A 24,472-nucleotide genomic window follows, 5' to 3' on the forward strand; every position below is an offset into this window, starting at 1 on the left:
GACAGCTGCTCAGAAGGGCCGCCCGACCACCGACAGAACGTCATGCCGCAGCGTGCCCGCAATCACGTGCCAGGCGCGTCGACCAGCGCAGACGTCGCCGCGCCTACCTCCGTCCGGGTAGTCGCTCGAGACGGGCCTTTCGCGGTTCGGGTCAGCCGCCGCGTTCGTCCGTACGTGCAGGTGGCCCTTGGTTGGGAAGCCCGGCAGCGTGCAGGCCCTGGACGCGGCCACGGCGTTGCCGGCGCACGCCGGGGAGGGGATCAGCGCAGGTATCGGTGGATGGCGTGGCGGATCTGCTCGGGGCGTCATCGGGTCGGTCGACAGGGCGCTGTGCAGCACGAGGCCTACGATGAGCGCGTCGAGCTCCCGGGCGGTGGTGGCGTCGAAGTGGCGTTCCAGAGCCTGGCGGCTGCGCGCCATCCAGTCCTGGGTGACGGCCCGCAGCGCCGGGCCGCCGCATCGGCGTGCCACAGAGCCGGCGCCGGATTCTTCGAGCGCGAGGACGCAGGTCAGGCTGGCGAGGCTGGGAGGACACGCGACGGGCAGGCGCTGGTCAGTGTGGGAAAATGACGGTCGTTGTGCCGTGCGGGCCGCGAGCGTGGTCCAGGAGCGTTTGCTGGGCGAACCGGACGAGTTCACGCGTGGCCGGTGACAGGGTGTGGCCGAGGCGGGTGACGAGCGCGATGGTGTCGTACATCGGTTCGGCGAACGAGGTCACAAGCAGTCCGGACGGGAACATGTCGCTGGCGACCGCCGCCCGGCACGCGAACGTGTCACCTACGCCTGCCCGGACCAGGGTCAGGGCTGAGGCAAGATGCTCGACCTCGATGAGAGGTTCGACGGTGACGCCCGCGAGCCGGGCCCGGGTGGCCAGCTGGCGGCGTGCCGGGTCGGTGTCGCCGTAATGGGCGTCGTAGAGGATCATGGGGGCGTCGGCCACGTCGGCGATGGTGCGCGGGGAGGCGGCGCGGCCGGCGTCCGCGGTGACGTAGACGATCTCGTCGCGCACCAGCGGGGTCACGGATAGGCCCTGGTTGTCCACGGGCAGCGCTACCAGCCCGGCCTCGATCTCGCCTCTCTGGACGGCGGCTGAGGTCTCGGCGGAGTTCTGGCCCACGAGCCGTACCCGGACCGAGGGGTGGCGGCGGTGGAAGTGCAGGGCCAGCTCCGACAGGGCGTAGAACTCCGCGTTGCGCAACAGGCCGAAGGTCGCCGTACCGCCCTCCAGGTCGCGCAGCGCGCGCACGGCCGTGACGCCCTGATCGGCGGCGGCGAGGGCGCGCTCGGCGAAGGGCGCGAGCTCGTCGCCCGCGTGCGTGCTGACCAGCCCCCGGCCCACTCTGCGGAACAGTTCCATGCCGAGCTCGTCCTCCAGCCGGCGCACCAGCTCCGAGACAGACGGCTGGGTCAGCCCGAGATCGCGGGCCGCGGCGGTGAACGAGCCGCCCCTGCGGGCTGCCAAGAATGCCTGCAGCTGTTGCAAAGTCATAGGGAAACCCTATCGATCGGAATGGATTTGTCCCCGTTGTGCGATGGCACGCCGTCTTCTATGCTCCGTGAAAACCACCTCTGACCAGCAGCGATGACGCCATTTCAGACAGGGAGCGGCATGCGGAGGATTATCAAGGGTGCGTCGGCGAGCGCCCCGGCGGCAGCGGGTGCGGATCCCCGCACCGTGGCCGCCGAGATCATCGACGATGTGCGGCGGAACGGGGATGCGGCGGTCCGCGCCCACTCCGAGCGGCTGGACAAGTGGGCACCGGCCGAATTCCGGCTGAGCGAGCGGCAGATCGAGGAGTCGCTGCGCCGTGTGGACCGGCAGACCCTGTCCGACATCAGGGAGGTGCAGGCGAACGTACGCAGGTTCGCCGAGCGGCAACGGGCCTCGCTGCGAGACTTCGAGGAGGAGACGCAGCCCGGTGTGCTGCTCGGGCAGCGGAGCATCCCGGTGGGGGCCGTGGGCGCGTACGTACCGGGCGGCCGCTATCCGCTGCTGGCCTCGGCGCACATGACGATCGTGCCGGCCAAGGTCGCCGGCGTGGCGCGGGTGGCCGCTTGCACGCCGGCCACCGGCGGCGACCTCCCCCACGCCACGATCGCCGCGATCCACCTGGCGGGAGCCGACGAGGTCTACCTGCTCGGCGGCGTACAGGCGGTGGCAGCGCTGGCGCTCGGGACCGAGTCGATCCCGCGGGTGGACATGCTGGTGGGGCCCGGCAACGCATACGTCGCCGAGGCGAAGCGCCAGTTGTTCGGGGAGGTCGGCATCGACCTGTTCGCCGGGCCCACCGAGGTGCTGATCGTGGCCGACGACAGTGCCGACCCGTTCGTGGTGGCGGTCGACCTGCTGAGCCAGGCCGAGCACGGCCCCGACTCGCCGGCCGTACTCGTCACTACCTCGGCCGGCCTCGCCGAGGCGACGCTGCGCGAAGTGGACGAGCAGCTGGCGAAACTTCCCACCCGCGACATCGCCGGGCCGGCCTGGCGGGACCACGGCGAGGTCATCGTGGTGGACGACCTCGACGAGGCGTTCGCCGTGGCGGACGAGTACGCCGGCGAGCACGTCCAGGTGCTGACCAGACAGCCCCGCCTGGCCCTGGACCGGCTACGCAACTACGGCTCGCTCTTCCTCGGCGAGCGGACCTGCGTCTCCTTCGGCGACAAGGTCATCGGCACCAACCACGTGCTGCCTACCAGGGGCGCCGCCCGCTACACGGGCGGGCTGTGGGTCGGCATGTACCTCAAGACCGTCACCTACCAGGAGGTGACCACCGACTCCGCCAGCGCCTACCTCGGCGAACTGTGCGGCCGTGCCGCCCGGGCCGAGCGCTTCGAGGGACACGCACGCTCGGGCGACCTGCGGGCCCTGCCCAGGGGACAGCGCCCGGCCTGGGCATGACCGGCAGGAGGAGCCATGCCGCAGACCATTGTCCGTACCGTACTCGGTGACATCGACCCGGCCGAACTGGGGCACACGCAGCCGCACGAGCACCTGCTCATCGACCTGTCGCGCCCGCTCCCGTCCCGTTCCACGGTCGGTGAGCGGGCGATCGACAACGCGCCGATCACCCTCGAGAACCACTACCGGGTACGCCGCCGGCACACCTCCGAGGATCTCCGCCTCGACAGCGTGGACGTGGCCGTGGCCGAGCTGCGGCCCTACGCCGAGGCGGGCGGGAGCACTGTCGTGGACGCCACCAGCATCGGGCTCGGCCGCGACCCTCACGGCCTGGCCGCCGTGTCCCGGCGCAGCGGCGTTCACGTCGTCATGGGTTGCGGCTTCTACTACCGCGACTATCACCCCGCCGACGTGACGACCAGGGACCGGGACGACCTGGCCGCGGAGATCGTCTCCGACGTACGTACCGGCGTGGCCGGCACGTCGATCAGGGCGGGGATCATCGGGGAGATCGGGCTCAGCCACCCGCTGCACCCGGAGGAAGAGAAGGTGCTGCGGGCCGCGTGCACGGCGCAGAGGGAGACCGGCGCGGCCCTGATGATCCATCCCGGTCGCGATCCGCGCTCGCCGGGGCAGGCACTGGACATCGTGATCGCAGAGGGCGTCGACCCGGCGCGGGTCGTCATGAGCCACGTCGAGCGCACCGTGTTCTCCGCGCCCGAGATGCGGGCCATTGCGAGCAGCGGATGTTACGTCGAGTTCGACCTCTTCGGGCAGGAGTCCAGCTACTACTCGCTGGCACCGATCGACATGCCGAACGACGCCACCCGCGTGGATTACATCGTGGATCTGATCGACGGCGGCTACGCGTCCCAGATCCTCATCTCCCAGGACATCTGCCACAAGACCAACCTGGTGCGTTACGGCGGCGAAGGCTACGCCCACATCCTGGAGCACGTCCTGCCGCTGATGCGGCGAAAGGCCGTCAGCGATGCCCAGATCGCGCAGATCACCGTGGCCAACCCCGCTCGCGCGCTCGCCTTCGCGGGCTGATCGCCCGGCCGAAAGGATTCACCCCCTCCATGATCCGCGACTTCATCAGCCCGGGCGGCACGACCGCCGCCCAGCGGCGCGTGCTGGTAGGCGCCAGCACAGGCCAGTTCGTCGAGTTCTACGATTTCGCAATCTACGGCTTCTCCGCTGTGACCATCGCCAAGGCATTCTTCCCCAGTGAGAACCCGGTCGCCGGCCTGCTGTCGGTCTTCGCCGCGTACGGTGTCGCGTTCGTCGCCCGTCCGCTGGGTGGGCTGTTCTTCGGCGCGCTCGCCGACCGCGCCGGCCGCTGGACCGTTCTGTACGCCACGCTCATGTGCATGGGTGTGTCCACCGCGCTCATCGGGCTGCTGCCCACGCACGCCGCAACCGGGATCATCGCCCCCGTCCTGCTCGTGGTGTGCAGGCTGGCGCAGGGTTTCTCGGCGGGTGGCGAGGCGGTCGGCGCGCCGTCATTCGTGCTCGAACACGCGCCGTTCGAACGTCGCGGCACGTGGATCGGCATCACGATCGCCGCCTCCGCCGCGACGTCCGTCATCGCGCTGGTCCTCATCATGGCCATATCCGGCGCGGTGTCGGACACGGCCTACGCCTCGTGGGGCTGGCGCGTCCCCTTCCTGCTGGCTCTGCCGCTCTCGCTGATCGGCATCTACATCCGCCGCCGCACCGAGGAAAGCCCTGTGTTCCAGGAGCTCCAGCGGGAGAACGCGGTCGAGGCCAGCCCGGTGCGGGGCAGCCTGCGCGGCAACCGGGTCCGGCTGGGCCAGATCTTCGCCGTCATGGCGCTGTCCGGCCTGGGCTTCTATGTCCTGGTCGGCTACTTCGTCACCTACCTTCAAACCGTCGTCGGGCTGAATCTGCTGGAGTCGCTCGCGGCCAACGCCGTGGCACTGCTGTCGTTCTCCCTGCTGCTGCCGATCGGCGGCCGGTTGTCCGACAGGTTCGGCCGCAAGCCGATGCTGATCATCGGCGCCGCAGCGGTGGCAGCCGTGGGGTTGCCCGCGTTCATGCTCGTCACCAGCGGCTCATTCAGCACCGCGGTGATCGGGCAGCTGCTGCTGGCCGCGGCCCTGTGCACGTACGGGGGCGGCAGCTACACCTTCTTCGTCGAGCTGCTGCCCGCCGCGACCCGCGTGACGGGCGCTGCCATCAGCTACAACGTGGCCTTCGCCCTCTTCGGCGGTACGGCGCCGTTCGTGGGCACGTGGCTGGTCGAGGTCACCGGGACCGCGATGGCACCCGGCTACTATCTCGTCGTGGTAGCCCTCGCGGCACTGGCTGTGGCGGCGACGACTCCAGAGACACGCGTCGAAGAACGGCTCGACGTGGACACCGGGCACCGGCGGCGGTAGCTCCGCCGGCCGCCGGCCCTGCGTCGGCGGTTGCCGTCCTCGTCCTGAGCCTGCCCGGCGTTATCTGCTGTAGTTCTTCCCGGGGGCCTTACCGGGGATCGGCTTGGCGATGAGAGCGACTGGGACGAAGAAGCAGATCTGGCTGATCGCAAGGGTGAGCGTCCACAGCGCCTTGTCGTCGTAGTGGGCGGATGCCTTGGCGTACAGCTCGTCGGGGACACGCTCCCCGGACGGGTTCGGGGTGAGGACGGCCTCCACGAGCTCCAGCGCGACCCGTTCGGCGTCGGTGAAGTAGGGGGCGTCCTGCCATGACGCCACGGCGGTGATGCGCTCCTCTGTTTCCCCGGCCTTGCGGAGATTGCCGGCTTGCCGGACGGTGTGGTACGTGCTGCCGACGATCTGCCCGGCGCGGAGCTGCACCAGGCCGATGGTGGTGTGCGGAATCGAACCGTTCCGGGTGGCCTTGGACATGGCTCCGGCGATTGCTGCCAGCTCGGGGAAGAGCTGGGTGGGGTCGGGCAGACGCGACTGGAGGTTGTCCTGCTTGGTCGTCGTGGGTGTGGACATGGCGAGGTTCCCTTCTGAATTTCAGCGGTGGTTTGAGGCGTGGGGATCTGGTGGGATCGGTCGAGGCGACGCGCCAAGGGTCATGCCGCTGCGTCCACCTGAGCGCGGCGACCGGCCGAGACGCGGCTGAGCTCAAGGACGCTCACGCCGAACATCAGGACGCCCAATGGGACATGTAGGGTCTTCACGTGCGAAATGCCCAGCGCTATCTGTGCCAGCGTGAGCCCGAAGAACACGAGCGCGTACAGGATGGGCCTGGGCGAGCCGCCGCCCGGCCGCCACACCAGGATCGCGGCGACCAGGTGCAACAGCGCCACGGTGAACACCCCGTACGCCGCAACACTGTGCAATGCCCGTCCGCTCGGCGAGGACAGCAACAGTCCGGCGGTGATCGGCGCGGCGAAGACGGCCAAGGTTTGCAGGATGATCGCGACACGCAAGAACATGAGGTTGCCCTGCTTTGTCGTCGTAAGCATGGACATGGCAAGGTCTTCCCTTCTAAATCTCAGCGGTGGTTTGAGACTTGCGACCGGTGTCTCAGTAGTCCGACGACACGACCGCTGGAAATGTCAGGCGACGCCAACCTGACAGTTCGGTGCGCTGTCTCGTCGAACTGGCGGGGGCCGATGCGACCAAGGGAGTCGGCGACACCATGACCACCCCATCCGAGCCAGGAGCCGACCGGCTCGATCCGGGCCTGAGCGCGATCATGAGTGAGCGGCGTCAGCTGATCAATCTGGCGTACCGGCTCCTCGGCTCCCTGGCCGATGCCGAAGATGTCGTACAGGAGACCTACGCCCGCTGGTACGCCATGTCCCGGCAGCAGCAGGAGGCCATCGAGTCCCCCGGCGGCTGGCTGACGAAGGTCGCCAGTCGCATCTGCCTCGATCTGCTCGGCTCGGCACGCGCCCGGCGGGAACGCTACGTGGGCGAATGGATCCCCGAGCCGCTGCCCGAGCGTACGGAGTGGATCAACGCGCGGCCGGGCGGCACCACCGTCGACCCGGCCGACCGGGTCACCCTCGACGAGTCGGTCAACATGGCCTTCCTCGTCGTGCTCGACTCGATGACCCCGGCCGAGCGCGTCGCGTTCATCCTGCACGACGTCTTCCAGTACTCCTTCGCCGAAGTGGCCGAGATCATCGGCCGTACCCCGGCTGCATGCCGCCAGCTGGCCTGGTCGGCCCGCCGTCGCATTGGCGCGTCGCAGGCTCCCGCGACTCCCGCAGCCCAGCGCGCCGGCATCGTCAAGGACTTCAAGCAGGCATGGGAGGCCAAGGACATCAACGCCCTCATCGGCCTCCTCGACCCCGACGCCACGATGATCGCCGACGGCGGCGGCCTGGTCAGCGCCGCACTCCGCCCGATCGAAGGCAGCGAGCGGGTTGCCCGCTACATGGTCGATATCGCCGGCAGGGTACCCGGCCTGACGATTCTGGAGCGTACGGTCAACGGTCAGCCCGGGCTGGTGGCTGAGCGAGACGGCGTCGTCCTGACGGTGGCGGCGTTCGACGTTGCAGGCGACCGGATCATGCGCATCTGGGCGGTACGCAATCCCGAGAAGCTCCGGCCGTGGACGGTGGGGCCACAGCACTAGAAGGCTGCTTCCAAGGGGTTCAGTCGTAGGTGTTCGACGGGCCGGCCGGTGCGGTCGTTGTGCCAGATCGCGGCGGTCAGCGCCAGGATGCCAGCGGTCAGAAGGTGGCCATCAATCGGCGGCTGCGGGCGTCGACCTCTTCGTAGAACGAAGCGATCCGTTCGAGTCCTGGGGCCGAGGCTTCGACGACTTTTGAAGATCACGCCGCGAAAGCCGTCTGGACCTGGCGGATGCTCGACGCGATGAGCAGGCATGCCCCGACCACATGGAGCCGGCCGCCGGGCTCAGGTGGCGGGCTGGGTCTCGCGCTGGGGAGTCTGCTGGACCAAGATGGCGGTCGCGCGCTCCAGCAAGTCGCAGAAGGCGGCATGTTCGTCGGGTGTGAAAGCGTCGGTGAGCGCGCGTTCCAGCACGATCACCTCCTGGTAGGCGCGATCCAGCAGTTGCCTGCCCCCCTCGGTCGGCGTGACGATCATTACCTTGGCGTGCACCGGGGACGGTTCGCGGACGATGAGGTCCTTGTTCTGCAGACTGGTGAGGACGGTGGCCATGGTCTGCTGGGTGACGCCGCAGGCACGGGCGAGCTGGGCGCCGGACATCCCGCCCTCCCGCGAGAGCGTCAGCAGCACCGTGTACTGCGTCATAGTGAGCCCATAACCGCGCAGCACCGCCTCATGGTGGCCCATCAGCGCCTGCTCGGTGCGCCTGATGCGGGTGCACAGGTACTCCTCGACCGGGATCTCGGTCATCATCCCACCACTTTCACAGACTGCTGGGTTGACTCAGCTTCCTGATACTCACTACGGTTTCCCAGTATCAGGTTACTGATTCAGCTCAGGAGGCTGCAATGAAGGCTGTCGTGCTCGACACCGACGACCGGCTCCATCTCACCGACCTCGACGAGCCCACCCCGGGCCCTGGCCAGGTGGCCATCGCCGTCGCCTACGCCGGGATCCAGTACGGCGACGTACTGGTCCGCAACGGCCACTTCGACCTCCCGCGGCCGTTCGTCCCCGGGTTTGAGGCCGCCGGGCGCATCATCGCGGTCGGCGACGGCGTCGACCAGGCCCGCATCAGCGAGCAGGTCACCGCGCTGACCGGTGCCGGCGCCTACGCCGAAGTGGTCCTCGCCTCTGCGGAGCTGGCCATCGAGGCAGCAGGCATCGACCCGCGGATCGCCGCGGGCTTCGGCTGGGCCACCCCCACCGCGTACGACTTGATCAACACCGTCGCTCGCGTGCAGCCCGGTGAGCACGTGCTGATCCATGCCGCGGCCGGCGGCGTGGGCACCCTGGCCGCGCAGTTCGCCAGAGCCGCCGGAGCGGGCGCCATCGTCGGAGTGGCAGGCGACACCGACCGGGCCGGCTACGCCGTCCGGTTCGGCTTCGATCAGGTGCTGGTGCGCGAGGAATTTCCCGATGCTCTGGGCGGCAGGAAGTTCGACGTGATCCTCGATCCCATCGGCGGCCCCACTCGCCACGCCAATCTGGAACGCCTCGCTCCCCACGGCCGGCTGGCCGTCTACGGCAACATCGCCACCTTCGAACCCGTCCAGGCCTCCGCCAACGACCTCCTCATGCAAGGGAAGTCCCTGCTGACGTACAACAGCAACCTGCTCAGCCAGACCCACCCCGGCCGCCTCGCCGACAGCGCACGCCGGGCACTGCGGCTCGTCGCCGACGGCCGGATACACATCGACATCACCGCCGAATACGAACCAGCCGACCTCGACACCGCCATCCAGCGGCTCGCCAACGGCGCGACCCGCGGCAGGAGCATCCTTCGCGTGGCCCCTGTCGCTGGCTGAGGCTCTCTCAGGTCAGGCGGTCAGACCGCCGTCGACGGCGATCCTCTGACCGGTGACCCATCGAGCGCCGTTATCCCACGTGGGGCCACCTCACGGGCGAAGGCACGTACCAGTTGCTCACCCGGCGCCTTGCTCACCGAATAGAGCTCGCACCGGTGCTGCGCAACATCAAGGGAGCCGACGGCGCTCCTGAGTTCACAGGTGTTTCGCTACGACCGTAGCGAAACGTTTGTTCCCAATACAATGGCGGACATGGACACGACCACCCCGACCCCAGGTGGCGCCCGCAGCCGCAACCGGCGGGGACAGGGCGAACGGCTACGCGAGGACATCATCGCCGCCGCCCTCCGCCTGCTCGACGAACTGGCCGACGACCAAGCACTGTCACTGCGCGCCGTAGCCCGCGAGATCGGCATCGCCGCGACATCCGTCTACATCCACTTCGCCGACCGGGACGCCCTGGTCTTCGCGGCCATGGAACGCTGCAACAGCGACCTCATCAACGCCATCGACCAAGCCGAAGCCGCATCCGACGACCCCGTGGCCAAACTGCGCGCCCGGGTGCTCCTACAGGGCCAGTGGGCCTACCAGCACGCGGGGCTGTACAAGGTCCTCCACGAAAGCACCCTCAACCAGCGGATGCCGATGCCGTTCAAGACGGTGCTCGGCGAACGCACCACGGCGGCGATCCAACGCTGCATGGACGCCGGGCTCGCCCCCACCGGCGACGACGCCGCCACGGTCGCACTTGACCTGAGGGCGGCCGTCCACGGCGCCGTCTCCATGCGCCTCAACCAGCCGGACCACCGGCTGCCGCCGCTGGAAGAGCAGGTCGACCGCTTCCTCACCAAGCTCGTCGGCGTCACCCCGGCCTCCCGATAGCGCCAGTCCGGTTGCGGAGAGCCGGAGCGCTCGCATGGCTGTCCGGGCCACGGCGACCAAGGAGAACGCCGAACGGGCGTCGGCCACCGCTGCGCGCACTAGACGTGAAGCCCGGTGAGGTGCTCGTTCAGGGGGTCTGTTCGGCGAGTGTGTGCAGGGCGCTCGGCTAGACGCGCCGCGCGATCGTGACGATCGAGCGGCTGGCATCGGAGACAGGCTCGTGGTGCCAGTCACCGTACTGCGCCTCGATCTCGAAGCCCGCCTCGCCGAGGAACGCCCCGAGCTTCGGCACATCCAGGAATCGCAGACTCGCACGATCGACGCGCAGGACGGCGCCGTCGTGGTCGCTGGTCGTCTCGGTGAACGTCACCACGTCGGCGACCACCGACTCGACCTGGTGCGACACGCGAAGCCTGCGGCCGTTTCCGTCCACAACCTCGGTGGCGTTCGACGGGTTCCACTCTTCCCACGCGCGCGCCTGGGGATTGCGCGTTTCGAAAACGAATCGCCCGCCGTCGCGTAGCGCCCTGCGGATCGCGGCCAGCGACTTGGAGAGCTCCTCATCGCCGATGAAGCACTGGAACGCGTTGCTGGCCATGATTGCCAGGTCGAACTCGCGATCCCAGGTCATGTCCGCCGCGACACCGGCAATCCACTCGATGTCACTGCGCCGCCGGGCCCGATCGAGCGCCGCCAGGTCCGGGTCGAGCCCGGTGAGCCGCCCGTGGTGACCGAGCTCGCGCGCTTGGTGCAGCATGCTTCCGGTGCCGCACCCCACGTCCAGAACGGCCTCCGCAGCCATCACGAACTCGTCGTAGAACGCGTCGCTGGGACAGCGGATGGGATCCCACGGGTTGAGCAGGTCGTACAGGGCGGCGGCGTCGGCATCGGTGAACATCCCCCGCAGTATCCAGCATGTGGCTCTGCGGAACACAACAGGTCAGCCAATGGAGCTCTTGGATTCTTCGTTGGCGGGACCCGAGGCGAACGCCCGCGCGCGGAAACGGCGGAAGCGGAGGAGGAGGATCACCGCAGCGGCGATCAGGATGACGAGCCCGGCGGCGAGCGCGAGGGCCAGGGTCCAAGGGGAGTCCACCGAAGCGGCCAGGCCCCACGTTCCGGGCTTCGCGGGAAAGGTGAGCGTTCCGGTCAGCGTGTGGCTGACGCGGCCGCTGTTGAGGGTGAGGTGGAACGTCCACGGCCCGTCGGGGAGCTCCTCGCCGAGTTGCGCGGTGACGTTCCCGCGCTCACCAGGCGCCAGGGTCGTACCTCGGTCGATCAGGAAGGGCCCGGCGCTCAGGGAGCTCGGCCCGTCTGTCAGCGTCAGCTGTCCGTTGAGGTCGACGGCGCGCTCGCCGGTGTTGGAGACCGCTGCCACGATCTTGGGGCGCCCGTCTTCCGCCCGCTGCGGGATTATCGTGCCGATCTGGAAGTCCGAGGGCGGCTCCCCGCCGGGACCGACGTCGAGATAGGCGCGGACTCCTACGCGGTTGACGAGCGTGACGTTTCCGTGGATCCCGTCCGCCGGCTCCGAGGAGACCTGAGCCCAGATGACGGCGTAGCGCTCTCCCTTGCCGGCCCATTGAGGCACGGCGACGGTGGCCTTCACCCGCGCGCTGCCACGCGGCGGAAGATCCGCCGCCGAGCGGTCGAGCGTGATCCACGAAGTCAGCTCGTTGGTGCCGCGGTCCGGCGCGAAGGTGAAGCGGCCGTGGCTGACGGAGGCCGCGGCCGCGTACAGCTCCACGTGCTGAGGCTTGGCCGAGGTGCTGCGGACCTCCAGGCGCCGTGTGAAGGTGGTGCCCGGATTGACGTGGTCGACGATGAACACATGTGAGCGCGGATCGTCCACCCGGTTGGCGGGGATCTCCAGCAGCCTGAGGCTGATCGCGCCTTCGTCAGAGGGACGCGTGCGTCCCCGCTCCGCGTCCGCGGCCGCCGGCGCGCCCATCATGGCGTGCAGCAGGAACGCCAGCAGCGCCGCGGAGGCGGGGCGGGGAAACGTTGATCGTGACATGTGGGCTAGACGACGGAGTGGTTCACCGTGCCCGTATAGGTGCCCGCCACCGCGGCGGCGGGGACGTGGACCACCAGCGTGGGATTCCAGGTGCAGGAATTGTCGCCGGAGCCGGACGTCTTGCTGAAGGCGGTGCGCGAGGTGTCCAGCGACTGGGCAGCGGCGGCATCGGCCTGGCCTGGCGTGCAGGGCGCGTTGCCGGTGTTGGCCGTAAACGGGCCCGACCAGTAATAGACGTCGGAGTTGGCAATGGTTTCGGGGGCGGTGCTGGTGCCTGTCTTGAAGCCGCCCGTCGCGGCGATCACCGACGCGACCCAGGTGGCATCAAGAGCCGCGCGCTGGTCGGTCACCGTGACCGAGCCGAGCTGCCCGCTGATCTGTCCGCCTGGCGCGGCGTCGCCGATGTTCACGGCGGGGGTGGGGCCCGGCACGGTTATGGTCAGTCCGTCTTCCGCGGTCACGGTGAAGGTCACCGTGGTGGAACACGTGGTGCTCTGGGCGCAGGTGTCGGCCTGCAAGGGGGCGGTCACGCCCATGGCTGCTACCAGGCCGGCGGCGCCCGCCACAGAGATGCCCAGACGACGAATGAACACTACTGATCTCCTTCACCACTATCGCCCTGTGTCCGGGCTGCCTCAGTAATCACATTCTTTGCAGCTGTCACAGAGCGAAACCGACTAAGGCGGCGTCTGGGTGATTCTTGGCGGTCGCGTGGTGGCCGCCTGACGTCTTCGATCGCCCGTTCCTTTCCCCAGAACCCGCTACGAAGGGGACGAAAGCAATCGCCCCGGAGTCGGCGCTCTTGCCGCGATCATTGCCCCATGCTTGCGGTACGCGTACGAGGTGGGGGACGTTCCGGGGCTGTTGTGATCTAGGCTGCCAGCGTTCGCGCACACCACTGAAGGGCGACGCCAACCCCGCGAGGAACCGGAATGAGGACGAGCCATGCCGATGGCTCCGTGACACGAGCCTCCTGGTCGCTGCTCGCATCGGCCATGCTGCTGGTTGCCCTGTACGTGCCGGAAGCCGAGGCTTCCGGGACCGTGCTCAGCACGGTGCTCGTCCGGCATGCCAACACGCTGACCATCACCGTACCCAGCGGCTCGGTCACCCTCGGAAGCGCCCATCCAAGCGGCACGATCAGTGCCTCCCTGGGCACGCTGAGCGTGGTCGACAGCAGGAACGGGATTCCCCCCTGGACGGCAGCCGTCACGGCCACCGACTTCACCACCCGCAGTGGGGCGTCCACGTACACCATCGCGAAAAGCAACGTCTCATATTGGTCCGGCCCGATCACCGCCCAGTCAGGCACTGGCAGCCGTGTCCCCGGCGAGCCCTCCGCGAACGACAAAGTCCCCCTGGCAGTGCAGCGCACCGCGTTCAGCGGACGCAAAACCGCGGCGGTCACCCAGTCGACGAGCTGGGCACCCACGCTCGTCATCACCGTCCCGGTCTCCGCCGTCGCGGGCACCTATACGGGCGTCATCAGTCACTCGGCCGCCTGAACGGCCACGGCGCTCCCCCTCGTGGGAGATACAGCGGCCCACCGATGAGTTGACGTTTCCATGACCAGCCACGAGCACGGGCGGCACGAGGCTTGCGGTGACCGTGGGTGATATTGAAAGCGCCGGAGCGACCGCACCCAGATCGGGCTTCAAGGTGTGCGCCGGTGCCGCAGGGGCTCGGCTGGTGGCGGCATGACAGCCGCTGGTTCCGATGCGCCGAGCGGGTTCAGCGGCCTTTCGTTCTTTCTTGTGGAAAGGATGTCATGCGTTCTCGACGTCTGAAATATCCGCTGGTGGTCATGGCGATGGCCCTGGCGGCAAGCACGCTCTCGTCCGCGTCCGCGTCCGCTGACGCGGACTCCGGCTCGTCACCCCCACGTCCTTGGGTGAAGCTCTGTCTCAAGCTCAAACGGATGCCCGAGCACCGGCGTATACGCTGCCACTTCCCGCCTCCGCCCCGGCGCGTCTCTCCTGCCAGGCTCGCGGCGCAGGCCCAGCGGGCGACGATCGACGAAATTTCGATTCCGACCAACCCCGCCACCCCCGTCGGCATCACGAGCGGGCCGGACAACGCGCTGTGGTTCACCGAGAACACCGCCAACAAGATCGGACGCGTCACCACCGGGGGGCTGTTCACCGAATACTCCATTCCCACCAGCGATTCCCAGCCGGGTCACATCGCCGTCGGCTCTGACGGCGCCCTGTGGTTCACCGAGGCGGTCGGCAACAAGATCGGCCGGATCACCACCAGCGGGACCATCACGGAATACAGCCTGCCGACCAGCGACGCCTACCCCTGGGGTATCACCAGCGGGCCGGACGACGCCCTGTGGTTCGTCGAGCAGCTCGGCAACAAGATCGGCCGGATCACCACCGGCGGGACAATCACCGAATACAGCCTGCCCACCAGCGACGCCTATCCGATGCGCATCACCGCGGGACCGGACGACAATCTGTGGTTCACGGAGTCGCTGGCGGGCCAGATCGGGCAGATCACCACTGACGGAACGATCACCGAATTCAGCATCCCGTCGTCCGGCGCGATCCCCGTCGGGATCACCTCGGGTCCGGACGGCAACCTGTGGTACACCGACGCCAACGCAAAGGTGAGCTCTGTCAGCACGTCAGGCGACTTCACCGAGTACGACCTGGAGGACGTCAACAGCTTCCCGTGGGGCATCACCACCGGTCCCGACGACAACCTGTGGTTCGCCGAGCAGATCGCCGACAAGGTGGGCAGCATCACTACGTCCGGGACGATCAGTGAGTACTCACTGCCCACCAGTTTCTCGGGGGCGTTCGACATCACGGAAGGATCCGACGACAACCTCTGGCTCACCGAGGACTATGTCGACCAGATAGCGGTCATCACTCCTTGAGCGAACCGGTCGGCGGCCGCTCTCCAGGAGAAGCGCGCCGCCGACTGGTCCAGAACTTCGGGTTCGTCCTGCTTTGGTGTTATGCGCCTTCGCTCGGAATCAGCGCCACGGAACGGGGCCGTGCGCAGGTGCTCGTGATGGTCACCGCCGCCCCCGAGTGCGCCGAGGCCAGCAGCGACTCCATGACGTCGAGCACGTGGAAGGCCAGCGACCCGCCCGCACGGGGCTCCTCGCCCTCCGGGGTCGAGGCGAAGTCCGCCAGGCCCACGCCGCGCCCGGCCCCGGCGTAGCCGGCCGCCTCGGGAAGGGGCCGCCAGCCCTCCTCACCCACCCCCGATACGAGGACGGACCCGTCGAAGCGGTTGGGATCGGGTACGACGAGCGAACCCTTCTCCCCGTGCACTTCGATGTTGGGCGCCTTGGTCGCCGCCCCGTCGAAGCTCATCACCAGCGTGGTCAGCGCTCCCGAGGCGTGTACGAGCACTCCGGTGACGTGCGTGTCGACGGTGACAGGGATCTCCTCGCCCCGGCGGGGGCCCGAGCCGATCGTGCGCTTGGCGCGCGTGCGACTGGCGGCCCCGATGACCGTCGACACCGGCCCGAGCAGGGTCACCAGGCTGGTGATGTAGTAGGGCCCCATGTCCAGGAGCGGGCCGCCGCCGGGGACGTAGTAGAAGTCGGGGTTGGGATGCCAGCGCTCATGGCCGGGCGTCATCATCGTCGCGGTCGCCGCGATCGGCCTGCCGATCAGCCCGTCGTCGATCGCCTTGCGCGCCGTCTGCGTACCCGTGCCCAGCACCGTGTCGGGGGCACACCCCACGCGCACCCCGGCGGCGTCGGCCGCCCGCAGCATCTGCCCGGCATCCGTCACGGTCGCGGCAAGGGGCTTCTCGCAATAGACGTCCTTGCCCGCCGCTATGGCCTGCAGCGCGATCTCAGCGTGCGCGGCCGGGACAGTCAGGTTGAGTACGACGTCCACGCGCGGATCCGCCAGCAACTCCGCCACGCTCACGACATCGACCCCCGCATAGGGCCGGACCGCCTCCCGCGCCCGATCGAGGTCGAGATCGGCGACGGCCACGAGCCGCAACTGCGGAAGCCGGTCGATGGTCTGGAAATACTGGGCCGAGATGGCGCCGCATCCGACGACGCCGACGTTCACCTGCTGGCCCACAACATTCCCCTCTCAATGATGGTGCGCACGCTGTCGTTCTCCAGGACGTCGAGGCTGTGCCCAGGCGTCGTGACGAAGATCCGTCCGCTCCCCCATTGCCGGGTCCAGATCGCGGGCGAGGTGACCTCCCGGTGCCAGGGGTCCCATGGGCGCACCTTCTGGGTCGTCGTCGCCAGCACGTCGATGTAGTCGTCGGTCAGGACCCAGTACTGCTCGGTGACGAGGTCGAAGTCCGCGATGCCCTCGGTGATGGGGTGAGTGGCCGCCTCGGGCAGCATGTTCACCCTGTACGGCACGAAGTTGTCAGCCTGCGAGCCTTCGCGCTCGGCCGGGTCCTTGCCCGGGTGGCAGGCGAACTGCCCGCCGATGAGGTGCAGGTAGTCGGAGGAGTTGCGGTAGGAGTCGGCGATGCCGCCGTGCCAGCCCGCCATCCCCGTGCCCGCCCGGATCGCGGCCTCCAAACCGCGCAGCTCCGCCTGCTCGATCGTGCCCATCGTGTAGCACTGCACGATGAGATCGACGCCGGACATGAACTCCGGATCCGCGTACGGCGCCGGAGACTCCGCCCGATGCACCTCGAATCCGTGCTTCTCCAGGAAGGGGATGAAGAGGTCGGTGGCCTCGACCGGGACGTGCCCTTCCCAGCCGCCTCTCACCACCAGGGCCCTTCGGCCGTGTTCGTCTGTCATGCGGTCGCCTATCAGTCGGGGGACAAACGACTCTAATCTTCGCATTTATGAACGAACTATCTGAAGGGGTGGAATGGTACTGACTGATTTTCGCCGGCTCACCAGTACCGCTCGATGCTGTCGAGCTGGCCGGGCCGGTTGGTCATGATGCCATCCACGCCGTACGAGACCAGGCGGCGCAGGACGCCAGGCCGGTCCGTCGGCCCGGTGTAGACCCGCATGCCCTTGGCATGGACCGTCCTGACGACTTCCGGTGTGATGCTGGAGCGCGGCAGGCTGAGCGCCTTGGCGAAGGTGCCCAGGTCGGAGAGCTTGTTCAGGTCCGGCTTGCCGAGCAAATTGATGGGGACCTCGGGCATCATGCGGTGGAAGGACCGCATCGCGTTCCAGTCGAACGCCTGCACGACCAGCCCACGGCCGCTCCACAACGAACGGTCTCGTTTCAGCAGGTCGGCCACTCGCTGGTCGATGCCCGTGTTGCCCGGCGAGTGCTTGACATCCAGCAGCAGCCCGATGTTGTACCGGCCCATGGCCCGGAGCGCCTCTTCGAGAGTGGGCACCTTCTCGCCGCGGAACCGCGAGGAGAACCATGATCCGGCGTCCAGCCGCCGGATCTCCGCGAGCGTGAAGTCGGCGACCCTCCACGGAGACCGATCGGGAAAGAGCTGTTCGACGTTGGTGGTGCGGGACAGCGTCTGGTCGTGTATCAGGACGAGCTGCTGGTCCTTGGTCTGCTGGATGTCGAACTCGCAGGCGTCGGCCCGCTGCATCCGTGCCAGAGCGCAGGCCGCGATGGTGTTCTCGGGCCCATACGCGGCGCCGCCTCGATGCGCGATGTTGTCGACCGACGGCGAGGCGTGGGCCGCCCCCGGTGTGAAGGCCAGAGCAGCCACAGTGGCCAGGGCGGCAGTGACGGTGGCACCAAGCGGGCGATACATGCTTCCTCCTCGGGCTAGTAACCCGAACCCGACAAAGCCTCTCTTATGTCGAATGAGTGGAAAGTGCCCACTAGGTGCCAGCAGCGAGCGGTCCGCCCGGCGTGTCGCTCATATCGGGACGAACTCTTTGCCGGGTCGGAAACACGGTTGGCGAGAGCGCACCGCCGGCCAAGGATTCGTCGATCGCGATACGCGCCGCCCGATCAGAGGGCGAGACGGACCTGGTACTCCTTGAGCCACGCGTCGAACTGCAGCAGGCGCTCCAGCGCGGCGCGGTCACCGATGACGCCGTTGGTTTCGCCCATCGGCCGGTCGATCATCGCGCGCGCTTTGTCCAGGTCGATCACCTGAGCGCAGGGCGAGTCGCCACGCTCGATCAGGGCGCGGGCTGCGTCGCGCACGGCCTGCTCGTAGGCCGGGTCCTGGGTGGAGGGGTACGGGCTCTTGACGCGCTTGAGTACCGAGTCGGGCAGCAGGTCCGCGGCGGCCGCGCGCAGCAGGCTCTTCTCGCGCCCGTCGAAGGTCTTCATCGCCCAGGGGACGTTGAAGACGTACTCCACCAGCCGGTGGTCGCAGAACGGGACGCGCACCTCCAGTCCGACGGCCATGCTCATCCGGTCCTTGCGGTCGAGCAGGATCTGCACGAACCGGGTGAGGTGCAGGTAGCTGACCTCCCGCATGCGCCGCTCGTGCCCCGTCTCACCGGGCAGCGCGGGCACCTCGGCGAGCGCCTGGCGGTAGCTCTCGTCCTGGTAGCCGGGGACGTCGAGGACGCGCTGCACGTCGTCCCTGAGCAGGTGCTCCGCCCCGGTCTGGGGCGAAAGCCCGCCGATGAACCACGGGAAGGTGTCGGCCCCCACCGCCTCGGGGTCGTGGAACCACCGGTAGCCGCCGAAGACCTCGTCGGCCGACTCCCCGGACAACGCCACCGTGGAGTGCCCCCGGATGGCCTTGAACAGCAGGTAGAGCGAGCTGTCCATGTCGCCGATGCCGATCGGCAGGTCGCGGGCGCGCAGCACGGCCTCGCGCACGGCCGGGTTCATCAGTTCGGCCGAGTCGAGCACGATGTCGATGTGCTCGGCGCCGACGTGCTCGGCCACCTCGTGCACGTACGGCGCGTCGGGCGTCGAGCGGGTGAGGTCGGGCTTGAAGTGCTCGGTGTATCCGGCGAAGTCCACGGCGAAGGAGCGGACCGGGCCCAGCCCCTGATCCCGCAGGCCCTTCGCGGCGATCGCGGTGATGGCGCTGGAGTCGAGGCCACCGGACAGCAGCGCGCACAGCGGCACGTCGCTGATGAGCTGACGGGTGACGATGTCGTCCAGCAGGCCGCGTACCGTCTTGATCGTGAAGTCGACGTCGTCCGGATGCTCTCGTGATTCCAGCTGCCAGTAGCGGCGCTTGCTGATCCCCTCGCGCCCCACCTTGACGATCTGGCCCGGGCGCACCTCGTACATGCCCTTGAAGACCCCGTGCTCCGGCGTCTTGACGAACGACATCAGCTCACGCATCCCGTCCGCGTCGAGCACCCGCTGGGCGAGCGGGTTGGCGAGGATCGCCTTGGGCTCCGATCCGAACAGCACGCCGTGCCGCGTCGGGTAGTAGTACAGCGGTTTGATGCCCATGCGGTCGCGGACGAGGAGCAGTTCCTCGCGCGCGGCGTCCCATACCGCGAAGGCGTACATGCCGTTCAGGCGGCCGGCCAGCTCCTCGCCCCACTCGACGTAGGCGCGCAGGACCACCTCGGTGTCGCTGCGGGTACGGAAGTCGTGCCCGCGGGCCGCCAGCTCCGCGCGCAGCTCGTGGTAGTTGTAGACCTCTCCGCTGTAGGTCAGCACGGCCGGCTCGCGCCCGGCGTCGTCGGTGACCATCGGCTGCCGACCGCCCGGCAGGTCGATGATGGCGAGCCTGCGGTGGCCGATGGCGGCGTGCGGCGCCAGCCAGAGCCCCTCGTCGTCGGGGCCACGGCAGGCCATCGTGTCCGTCATGGCCTGCGCGGTCTCCCTGGCGTCGCTCAGGTCCCGCTCGAAGTCCACCCATCCGCATATGCCGCACATGTCGCTTCCCCCCGGTTTTCTCCGTAAGACCCGTCAGCTGCCCGGGCCGGGCGGGATATCACGCGGACGAACACCCCTTGACCAGGAAGAACGACTGAACGCCGCTCCCGGCGGCCCTGTACGCGGCAGGCCGGCGCGCGGCCAATCTTTTCCGGTCGGATAACAGTTGAAGAACGGACAATAGCGAGGGTGTGGCGTGTGCAGCAGCATGGAGACGTGGCAGTCATTTCCGCCAAGCGGAGATCGACCTTGCGCCGCGGGCCGTACCTGGCCAGAGCGGTGGCTCAGCTGTTGGCATGGCCGGCACTGGAGGTGCGCGACACCCGGCGCGGCGTGGCCTTCGCGGTCCAGGGCACCGAGATCCTGCGCTTGACCGGCGCGGACGAGGTGCGCCTGCGCCTGACGGCGCCCGCGATCGAACGACTGGAGCCCCAGCTGGGCGACTGCGATCAGGTCCAGCTGTGCGCCGACCACACATGGGTGGCCTTGCGGGTCGAGGCCGAACCCGACCTCGACCTGCTCCTCGCCCTGACCAGCGTGGCGATCAAGGCACACGCCGCCTGAGGCGGGTTCAGGAGAGCACGTCGGGGTGTACCAGCAGGTCGGCGCTCTCGCGGGTCGCGCGGATGGCGACGGCGTTGGGCTCGTCGACCTCGGCGACCCAGCGGGCGGCCTGATCGGGGGACTTGCCGAACCGGACGTGCCTCTGGGTGAGGCGGTGCAGGCGTACGCGGTCGTCGACCTCGGCGTACCAGACCTCGGTCATGGCCGCCCGCACCTGCCGCCACGGGTCGGCGTCGGCCAGAAGGTAGTTGCCCTCGCTGACCACGACCCGCGCGGCCGGCGGCACCGGGATGGCGCCCGCGATGGGCTGCTCGATCTCGCGGTCGAACGACGGGGCGTAGACGACGGCCGAGGTCTCCGCGCGGACGCGGCGCAGCAGCGCCAGGTACCCGTGGGCGTCGAACGTGTCCATGGCGCCCTTGCGCCGCAGCCGGCCGAGGCGTTCGAGCTCGACGTCGGCCAGGTGGAAGCCGTCCATCGGCACCCACACCGCCGGCAGCCCGGACGCCGTGAGGCGCTCGGCCAGCCAGCCGGCCAGCGTCGACTTGCCCGCGCCCGGGCATCCCGCGATGCCCACCACGACCCGGTCACCGGCCGCGGCCAGCCCGTTGACGCGCCGGAGGAGTTGCTCACCGTTCACGGCACGAAGGATAGAGGTCGATGACGGATGAAAGGATCGGAGGACTGAGTATGACCGAAAGGCACATGAGATGGCTCCGAACGTCGCTACTGCCCGTCACGTAGACCTGCCCGAACTACTCGATTTCCTCCGCCCCAGGCACCACGGCCTGCTGTCCACCAACCGCAGGGGCGGGCGGCCGCAGCTCTCGCCCGTCACCTGCGGGGTCGACGAGGGTGGCCGGATCGTGGTCTCCACCTACCCCGACCGCGCCAAGGCGCACAACGCCCGCCGTGACGAGCGCGTGTCGATCTGCGTGGTGTCCGACGACTGGAACGGCCCGTACGTCCAGGTCGACGGCCACGCCGAGGTCCTCGACATGCCCGACGCCCTCGAAGGGCTCGTCGAGTACTACCGGTGCATCTCGGGCGAGCACCCCGACTGGGATGAATACCGCGCCGCCATGCGCCGCCAGGACAAGTCGCTGATCCGCATCCACATCGACGCCTGGGGTCCCATCGCGACCGGCGGCTTCCCCGCCCGCCTGGTGTCCGGACAGTAGATCAGTCCGCGCGGTCGTCGCGGCGACGTCAGCGGGGCCGCACCAGCGGCAGGAACACCTGATCCACCATCTCGATGAGCGCTTCGTCGGCTATCTCGCCGACGAAGCTCATCTGATACTCGTTACGCAGCAGCGCCACGGGCACGGTCGCGATGCGTGGCAGCAGTGACTCCGGCCTGACCTCGCCGCGGGCCACGGCCCTGGCCAGGATGGTCATCATCGTGCCCGGCTCCTGGGTGAGCTCGTCGCGCAGCCGCCGCCTGAGCTCGGGCTGCTGGTGCAGCTCCGACATCACCCCGCGCAGGATCTCGCCGCCCACCGGCGAGCTCATCCTGGCGGCCGCCCCCCGCAGCAACTCGAGCACGTCGGAGCGCAGGTCTCCGGTGTCGGGCGGAGTGGCGGGCTGGGCCACGAACTCGCGGTGGGCGGCCAGGGCGAGCGCGGCTCGGCTCGGCCAGCGCCGGTAGATCGCCGTCTTGTTGGTGCCCGCGCGCTGCGCGACCCGATCCATGGTGAGCCGGGCGTAGCCGCCCTCGGCCACCTCGTCGAGCGCCGCCCGCAGGATCGCCTGCTCCAGCTCGGCTCCCCGCCGTCGCGAACGTTTGTCCTGGGTCTCACTGACCACGCACGACCTCCCTACGGTCCGGACCGTCCCTTATTGCATCCTAGGCCCATTCCGAGTACGGTACTAAACGTCCCCTAATAAGGGACGTCAAGTCCGCAGGGAGTGATTTCATGGCCACACAGCTCGACGACATCCGCACGGGCCTCAACCGCGGTTTCACCTATGGCCTGTTCGGCGACCCCGACCCGTTCATGACCCACGCACGTGACCTGGGCAGCCGCTTCATCCGCGTGAACCTCTTCTGGTCGCAGCTCGAACCAGAGCCGGGCGACTTCGACTGGAAGGCGGCCGACGCCTTCTTCGACCAGCTCCAGGACGGCGACGAGGCCTGGGTGACCGTCTGTTCCAGCTCGACCTGGGCCACTCGCCGCCCGACCCGCTTCCTCCCGTCCTCGCCCTCCACCGATCCCGCCCGCTACCACGCCTTCGTCGGCGAGCTCGTCCGCCGCGCCGCCGGACGCGTCCGCTTCTGGCAGTGCGAGGTCGAGCCGTGCATCCCGATGCTCTGGGACGGCACGGCCGGCGATTACGTCGCTCATCTGCGTACCTTCCACGACGCCGTCAAGCAGGCCGACCCCGGCGCCCTCGTCGGCCTCGGTGGCGCCGTTCCGGCCGCGATGATCGCCGACGAGCGGCAGGGCAACACGCTGTGGATCGACTACTTCGACCGGATCCTCCGGGACGGCGGCGCCTGCTTCGACGTCTTCGACGTCCACGCGTACGGAGACCCTTACCGGATCCCGGAGCTGATCGAGGCGTGCCGTCGTCAGATGGCCCGGCACGGATACGGCAGGCCGATCGTCGCCAGTGAGTACAACGGTCCGATGCCCACCGCGTTTCCGGCCAACTTCGTCGAGCTCGGTGACGTGCTGGCCATGCACAGCCGCATGTTCCTCGGCCAGGTCCCGGTGTCCGAGGGAGGGCCTGGCGCGGGCCCGGACGACCCCGCCGTGGTCGCCCTGTACGAGCGGATGGCGGACCTTCCCGAGACGCTGCAGATGTTCCTGACCGGTTGCCCGCCCGAGCTCGCCGCCAGGCGGCAGCGGCTGAGCAGCCGCGACATCGTGGCCCGCACGCTGCTCCTCCTGTCGTCCGGAGTCCGCAGGACGGCCTGCTTCCAGATCGCGCCGGAGGGGCCGCATGACAACCCGCGTACGGTCCGGGGCCTGATGTTCGACACGTTCGCGCTCCTGGACGGCAACGGCCGCCGGCACCCGCCCGCCGACACCTTCGCCCTGATGTCACGCCATCTCGACACCGTGACCGAGGTCCAAAAGATCGACCGGCGCCCCGGCCTCCACGTGTTCGATGTCCGCCGGGCACGGGGCGGCCCGCTGCTCGTCGCCTGGCGCGACGTTGACGGAGCCGAACCGTTCGCCTGGCCCTGGCCCTCCCCCGCCGCGCACGCCGTCGACGCCTTCGGCGCACACGTGCCATTCGAGATCACCGACGGCGTCATCCACCTCCACCTGTCGATCGACCCTGTCTTCGTCACACCCAAGGAGTCCTGATGAACCGGTCCGCTCTGATCAAGGGCGTCCTCGCCGACGTGGTGCTGCCCGTCGCCGTCTACTACGTCTGCCGGGCCGTCGGCCTGGACCAGATGCCCGCCCTGCTGCTGGGTGGGCTCGCCGCGCTGCTCCGCATCGCGATCGTGGCCGCCCGGTTGCGCCGCTTCGACGGCCTGGCCGCTCTCGTGGCGGCGGGCTTCGGCGTGGCGATCGTCCTGGCGGCGCTCACCGGCGACCCACGCCTGGTCCTGGCCAAGGAGTCGATCGTCTCCGGGCTGCTCGGCCTGCTCCTGCTCGGCTCCTGCCTGGTGGGGCGCCCTCTCATGTACGCGCTGATGCGCCGGTTGAACGCGGAGGACCACGACAAGCTGGACGAATGGGACCGTCTCTGGCAGGTTCGTCCCGAGTTCAGGCGCGTCTTCACCACCATCACCCTGGTCTGGGGCGCCGGAGCGCTGGCCGAGGCGCTCGTCCGGCTACCGCTGATCTACAGCATCCCGCTCGACGTCATGACCGGCGTGTCCACCGCCCTGCAACTGGGCACGATCGTCGTACTGATGGCCTGGACCCTCCTCTATCGCAAGCGACGGGCGGAGAAGGCGGTCAGGTAGCTGTTACGTTGCCCCAAATTTAGGTCGGCAAAAACCTTCAAATTCCTCCTGTCCAGAATAAAGGGCC

General features: G+C 68.7%; 26 protein-coding genes. 12 read left to right on the forward strand and 14 right to left on the reverse strand.

Going from position 1 to position 24,472, the window contains the following annotated elements; genetic code table 11:
* Positions 1-9: 9 nt before the first annotated feature.
* Both ACQPWU_RS54490 and ACQPWU_RS54495 read right to left on the reverse strand, forming a co-directional pair.
* Positions 10-471, reverse strand: a complete 462-nt coding sequence (locus ACQPWU_RS54490) for a hypothetical protein (protein WP_433434976.1) — start codon at positions 469-471, stop codon at positions 10-12.
* A gap of 82 nt (positions 472-553) precedes the next feature.
* Positions 554-1,489: a LysR family transcriptional regulator gene (locus tag ACQPWU_RS54495; RefSeq protein ID WP_433434977.1), complete on the reverse strand. Its 936-nt coding sequence runs from the start codon at positions 1,487-1,489 to the stop codon at positions 554-556.
* 120 nt (positions 1,490-1,609) lie between these two features.
* Here ACQPWU_RS54495 and hisD point away from each other — a divergent pair, with 120 nt between their 5' ends.
* From hisD to ACQPWU_RS54510, 3 genes are read left to right on the forward strand one after another with little or no spacing between them, the layout of a single operon-like run.
* Entirely contained in the window at positions 1,610-2,899 is a 1,290-nt protein-coding gene (gene hisD, locus ACQPWU_RS54500) for a histidinol dehydrogenase (RefSeq protein WP_433434978.1), read from the forward strand.
* A gap of 15 nt (positions 2,900-2,914) precedes the next feature.
* Positions 2,915-3,952: a phosphotriesterase family protein gene (locus ACQPWU_RS54505; RefSeq protein ID WP_433434979.1), complete on the forward strand. Its 1,038-nt coding sequence runs from the start codon at positions 2,915-2,917 to the stop codon at positions 3,950-3,952.
* A gap of 29 nt (positions 3,953-3,981) precedes the next feature.
* Positions 3,982-5,304: an MFS transporter gene (locus ACQPWU_RS54510; protein WP_433434980.1), complete on the forward strand. Its 1,323-nt coding sequence runs from the start codon at positions 3,982-3,984 to the stop codon at positions 5,302-5,304.
* Between the two features lie 60 nt (positions 5,305-5,364).
* Here ACQPWU_RS54510 and ACQPWU_RS54515 read toward each other — a convergent pair whose 3' ends face one another.
* Positions 5,365-5,871, reverse strand: coding sequence for a carboxymuconolactone decarboxylase family protein (locus tag ACQPWU_RS54515; protein ID WP_433434981.1), 507 nt, complete (start codon positions 5,869-5,871; stop codon positions 5,365-5,367).
* Positions 5,872-5,951: 80 nt separating this feature from the next.
* Positions 5,952-6,317 (reverse strand): hypothetical protein, encoded by a 366-nt coding sequence (locus tag ACQPWU_RS54520; protein ID WP_433434982.1) that lies wholly within the window; start codon positions 6,315-6,317, stop codon positions 5,952-5,954.
* A gap of 206 nt (positions 6,318-6,523) precedes the next feature.
* On the opposite strand from ACQPWU_RS54520, the gene sigJ reads away from it, so the two are divergent.
* Positions 6,524-7,468, forward strand: coding sequence for an RNA polymerase sigma factor SigJ (gene sigJ, locus ACQPWU_RS54525; RefSeq protein WP_433434983.1), 945 nt, complete (start codon positions 6,524-6,526; stop codon positions 7,466-7,468).
* A gap of 284 nt (positions 7,469-7,752) precedes the next feature.
* Here the strand turns inward: sigJ and ACQPWU_RS54530 are convergent, their stop codons facing one another.
* Positions 7,753-8,220: a MarR family winged helix-turn-helix transcriptional regulator gene (locus tag ACQPWU_RS54530; protein ID WP_433434984.1), complete on the reverse strand. Its 468-nt coding sequence runs from the start codon at positions 8,218-8,220 to the stop codon at positions 7,753-7,755.
* 95 nt (positions 8,221-8,315) lie between these two features.
* Between ACQPWU_RS54530 and ACQPWU_RS54535 the strand changes: the two genes are divergently transcribed.
* Positions 8,316-9,275 carry a quinone oxidoreductase family protein gene (locus tag ACQPWU_RS54535; protein WP_433434985.1) on the forward strand — a complete coding sequence of 320 codons (960 nt, stop codon included), beginning with the start codon at positions 8,316-8,318 and terminating at the stop codon, positions 9,273-9,275.
* A 252-nt stretch (positions 9,276-9,527) separates the two neighbouring features.
* Complete coding sequence (locus ACQPWU_RS54540) at positions 9,528-10,157, forward strand: TetR/AcrR family transcriptional regulator (RefSeq protein ID WP_433434986.1); 630 nt, start codon at positions 9,528-9,530, stop codon at positions 10,155-10,157.
* Between the two features lie 166 nt (positions 10,158-10,323).
* Here ACQPWU_RS54540 and ACQPWU_RS54545 read toward each other — a convergent pair whose 3' ends face one another.
* The 3 genes from ACQPWU_RS54545 to ACQPWU_RS54555 are packed head-to-tail and all read right to left on the reverse strand — an operon-like array spanning position 10,324 to position 12,767.
* Positions 10,324-11,055: a class I SAM-dependent methyltransferase gene (locus tag ACQPWU_RS54545; RefSeq protein ID WP_433434987.1), complete on the reverse strand. Its 732-nt coding sequence runs from the start codon at positions 11,053-11,055 to the stop codon at positions 10,324-10,326.
* 42 nt (positions 11,056-11,097) lie between these two features.
* Complete coding sequence (locus tag ACQPWU_RS54550; RefSeq protein WP_433434988.1) at positions 11,098-12,174, reverse strand: hypothetical protein; 1,077 nt, start codon at positions 12,172-12,174, stop codon at positions 11,098-11,100.
* A gap of 5 nt (positions 12,175-12,179) precedes the next feature.
* Positions 12,180-12,767 (reverse strand): hypothetical protein, encoded by a 588-nt coding sequence (locus ACQPWU_RS54555; protein ID WP_433434989.1) that lies wholly within the window; start codon positions 12,765-12,767, stop codon positions 12,180-12,182.
* Positions 12,768-13,106: 339 nt separating this feature from the next.
* On the opposite strand from ACQPWU_RS54555, the gene ACQPWU_RS54560 reads away from it, so the two are divergent.
* Positions 13,107-13,679, forward strand: a complete 573-nt coding sequence (locus tag ACQPWU_RS54560) for a hypothetical protein (protein ID WP_433434990.1) — start codon at positions 13,107-13,109, stop codon at positions 13,677-13,679.
* A gap of 263 nt (positions 13,680-13,942) precedes the next feature.
* Positions 13,943-15,058: a Vgb family protein gene (locus ACQPWU_RS54565; RefSeq protein ID WP_433434991.1), complete on the forward strand. Its 1,116-nt coding sequence runs from the start codon at positions 13,943-13,945 to the stop codon at positions 15,056-15,058.
* A 79-nt stretch (positions 15,059-15,137) separates the two neighbouring features.
* On the opposite strand, the gene ACQPWU_RS54570 is transcribed toward ACQPWU_RS54565, so the two are convergent.
* The 4 genes from ACQPWU_RS54570 to asnB all read right to left on the reverse strand — a co-directional run bounded on the left by ACQPWU_RS54570 (position 15,138) and on the right by asnB (position 19,913).
* On the reverse strand, positions 15,138-16,232 hold the full coding sequence (locus ACQPWU_RS54570; protein ID WP_433434992.1) for a Gfo/Idh/MocA family protein: 1,095 nt from the start codon (positions 16,230-16,232) through the stop codon (positions 15,138-15,140).
* Positions 16,217-16,921, reverse strand: coding sequence for a ThuA domain-containing protein (locus ACQPWU_RS54575; RefSeq protein ID WP_433434993.1), 705 nt, complete (start codon positions 16,919-16,921; stop codon positions 16,217-16,219). The genes ACQPWU_RS54570 and ACQPWU_RS54575 overlap by 16 nt, the downstream gene beginning before the upstream one ends.
* A gap of 98 nt (positions 16,922-17,019) precedes the next feature.
* On the reverse strand, positions 17,020-17,859 hold the full coding sequence (locus ACQPWU_RS54580; RefSeq protein WP_433434994.1) for a glycerophosphodiester phosphodiesterase: 840 nt from the start codon (positions 17,857-17,859) through the stop codon (positions 17,020-17,022).
* A 203-nt stretch (positions 17,860-18,062) separates the two neighbouring features.
* Positions 18,063-19,913: an asparagine synthase (glutamine-hydrolyzing) gene (asnB, locus tag ACQPWU_RS54585; RefSeq protein ID WP_433434995.1), complete on the reverse strand. Its 1,851-nt coding sequence runs from the start codon at positions 19,911-19,913 to the stop codon at positions 18,063-18,065.
* A gap of 216 nt (positions 19,914-20,129) precedes the next feature.
* Here asnB and ACQPWU_RS54590 point away from each other — a divergent pair, with 216 nt between their 5' ends.
* Complete coding sequence (locus ACQPWU_RS54590) at positions 20,130-20,477, forward strand: luciferase family protein (protein ID WP_433434996.1); 348 nt, start codon at positions 20,130-20,132, stop codon at positions 20,475-20,477.
* A 7-nt stretch (positions 20,478-20,484) separates the two neighbouring features.
* On the opposite strand, the gene ACQPWU_RS54595 is transcribed toward ACQPWU_RS54590, so the two are convergent.
* Positions 20,485-21,117, reverse strand: coding sequence for a nucleoside/nucleotide kinase family protein (locus ACQPWU_RS54595; RefSeq protein ID WP_433434997.1), 633 nt, complete (start codon positions 21,115-21,117; stop codon positions 20,485-20,487).
* 70 nt (positions 21,118-21,187) lie between these two features.
* Here ACQPWU_RS54595 and ACQPWU_RS54600 point away from each other — a divergent pair, with 70 nt between their 5' ends.
* Entirely contained in the window at positions 21,188-21,658 is a 471-nt protein-coding gene (locus ACQPWU_RS54600) for a PPOX class F420-dependent oxidoreductase (protein WP_433434998.1), read from the forward strand.
* Positions 21,659-21,686: 28 nt separating this feature from the next.
* Here the strand turns inward: ACQPWU_RS54600 and ACQPWU_RS54605 are convergent, their stop codons facing one another.
* Positions 21,687-22,283, reverse strand: a complete 597-nt coding sequence (locus ACQPWU_RS54605; RefSeq protein ID WP_433434999.1) for a TetR/AcrR family transcriptional regulator — start codon at positions 22,281-22,283, stop codon at positions 21,687-21,689.
* A gap of 110 nt (positions 22,284-22,393) precedes the next feature.
* Here ACQPWU_RS54605 and ACQPWU_RS54610 point away from each other — a divergent pair, with 110 nt between their 5' ends.
* A complete protein-coding gene (locus tag ACQPWU_RS54610) occupies positions 22,394-23,794 on the forward strand; it encodes a hypothetical protein (RefSeq protein WP_433435000.1) in 1,401 nt (466 codons plus the stop codon).
* Positions 23,794-24,405, forward strand: a complete 612-nt coding sequence (locus ACQPWU_RS54615) for a VC0807 family protein (RefSeq protein WP_433435001.1) — start codon at positions 23,794-23,796, stop codon at positions 24,403-24,405. Before ACQPWU_RS54610 ends, ACQPWU_RS54615 begins: the two co-directional genes overlap by 1 nt.
* Positions 24,406-24,472 lie beyond the last annotated feature (67 nt).

Source organism: Nonomuraea sp. CA-141351, from assembly GCF_050944675.1.
In the GTDB taxonomy this organism is placed as follows: domain Bacteria; phylum Actinomycetota; class Actinomycetes; order Streptosporangiales; family Streptosporangiaceae; genus Nonomuraea.

What these genes read in the sequence shown, in the direction of transcription:
- ACQPWU_RS54575 (WP_433434993.1), bottom strand. Translation starts at nt 16,921, where the DNA reads ATGACAGACGAACACGGCCGAAGGGCCCTGGTGGTGAGAGGCGGCTGG.
- hisD (WP_433434978.1), top strand. Translation starts at nt 1,610, where the DNA reads ATGCGGAGGATTATCAAGGGTGCGTCGGCGAGCGCCCCGGCGGCAGCG.
- ACQPWU_RS54515 (WP_433434981.1), bottom strand. Translation starts at nt 5,871, where the DNA reads ATGTCCACACCCACGACGACCAAGCAGGACAACCTCCAGTCGCGTCTG.
- ACQPWU_RS54495 (WP_433434977.1), bottom strand. Translation starts at nt 1,489, where the DNA reads ATGACTTTGCAACAGCTGCAGGCATTCTTGGCAGCCCGCAGGGGCGGC.
- ACQPWU_RS54510 (WP_433434980.1), top strand. Translation starts at nt 3,982, where the DNA reads ATGATCCGCGACTTCATCAGCCCGGGCGGCACGACCGCCGCCCAGCGG.
- ACQPWU_RS54535 (WP_433434985.1), top strand. Translation starts at nt 8,316, where the DNA reads ATGAAGGCTGTCGTGCTCGACACCGACGACCGGCTCCATCTCACCGAC.
- ACQPWU_RS54565 (WP_433434991.1), top strand. Translation starts at nt 13,943, where the DNA reads ATGCGTTCTCGACGTCTGAAATATCCGCTGGTGGTCATGGCGATGGCC.
- ACQPWU_RS54610 (WP_433435000.1), top strand. Translation starts at nt 22,394, where the DNA reads ATGGCCACACAGCTCGACGACATCCGCACGGGCCTCAACCGCGGTTTC.
- ACQPWU_RS54505 (WP_433434979.1), top strand. Translation starts at nt 2,915, where the DNA reads ATGCCGCAGACCATTGTCCGTACCGTACTCGGTGACATCGACCCGGCC.
- ACQPWU_RS54615 (WP_433435001.1), top strand. Translation starts at nt 23,794, where the DNA reads ATGAACCGGTCCGCTCTGATCAAGGGCGTCCTCGCCGACGTGGTGCTG.
- ACQPWU_RS54600 (WP_433434998.1), top strand. Translation starts at nt 21,188, where the DNA reads ATGGCTCCGAACGTCGCTACTGCCCGTCACGTAGACCTGCCCGAACTA.
- ACQPWU_RS54545 (WP_433434987.1), bottom strand. Translation starts at nt 11,055, where the DNA reads ATGTTCACCGATGCCGACGCCGCCGCCCTGTACGACCTGCTCAACCCG.
- sigJ (WP_433434983.1), top strand. Translation starts at nt 6,524, where the DNA reads ATGACCACCCCATCCGAGCCAGGAGCCGACCGGCTCGATCCGGGCCTG.
- ACQPWU_RS54560 (WP_433434990.1), top strand. Translation starts at nt 13,107, where the DNA reads ATGAGGACGAGCCATGCCGATGGCTCCGTGACACGAGCCTCCTGGTCG.
- ACQPWU_RS54540 (WP_433434986.1), top strand. Translation starts at nt 9,528, where the DNA reads ATGGACACGACCACCCCGACCCCAGGTGGCGCCCGCAGCCGCAACCGG.
- ACQPWU_RS54580 (WP_433434994.1), bottom strand. Translation starts at nt 17,859, where the DNA reads ATGTATCGCCCGCTTGGTGCCACCGTCACTGCCGCCCTGGCCACTGTG.
- asnB (WP_433434995.1), bottom strand. Translation starts at nt 19,913, where the DNA reads ATGTGCGGCATATGCGGATGGGTGGACTTCGAGCGGGACCTGAGCGAC.
- ACQPWU_RS54530 (WP_433434984.1), bottom strand. Translation starts at nt 8,220, where the DNA reads ATGATGACCGAGATCCCGGTCGAGGAGTACCTGTGCACCCGCATCAGG.
- ACQPWU_RS54520 (WP_433434982.1), bottom strand. Translation starts at nt 6,317, where the DNA reads ATGTTCTTGCGTGTCGCGATCATCCTGCAAACCTTGGCCGTCTTCGCC.
- ACQPWU_RS54550 (WP_433434988.1), bottom strand. Translation starts at nt 12,174, where the DNA reads ATGTCACGATCAACGTTTCCCCGCCCCGCCTCCGCGGCGCTGCTGGCG.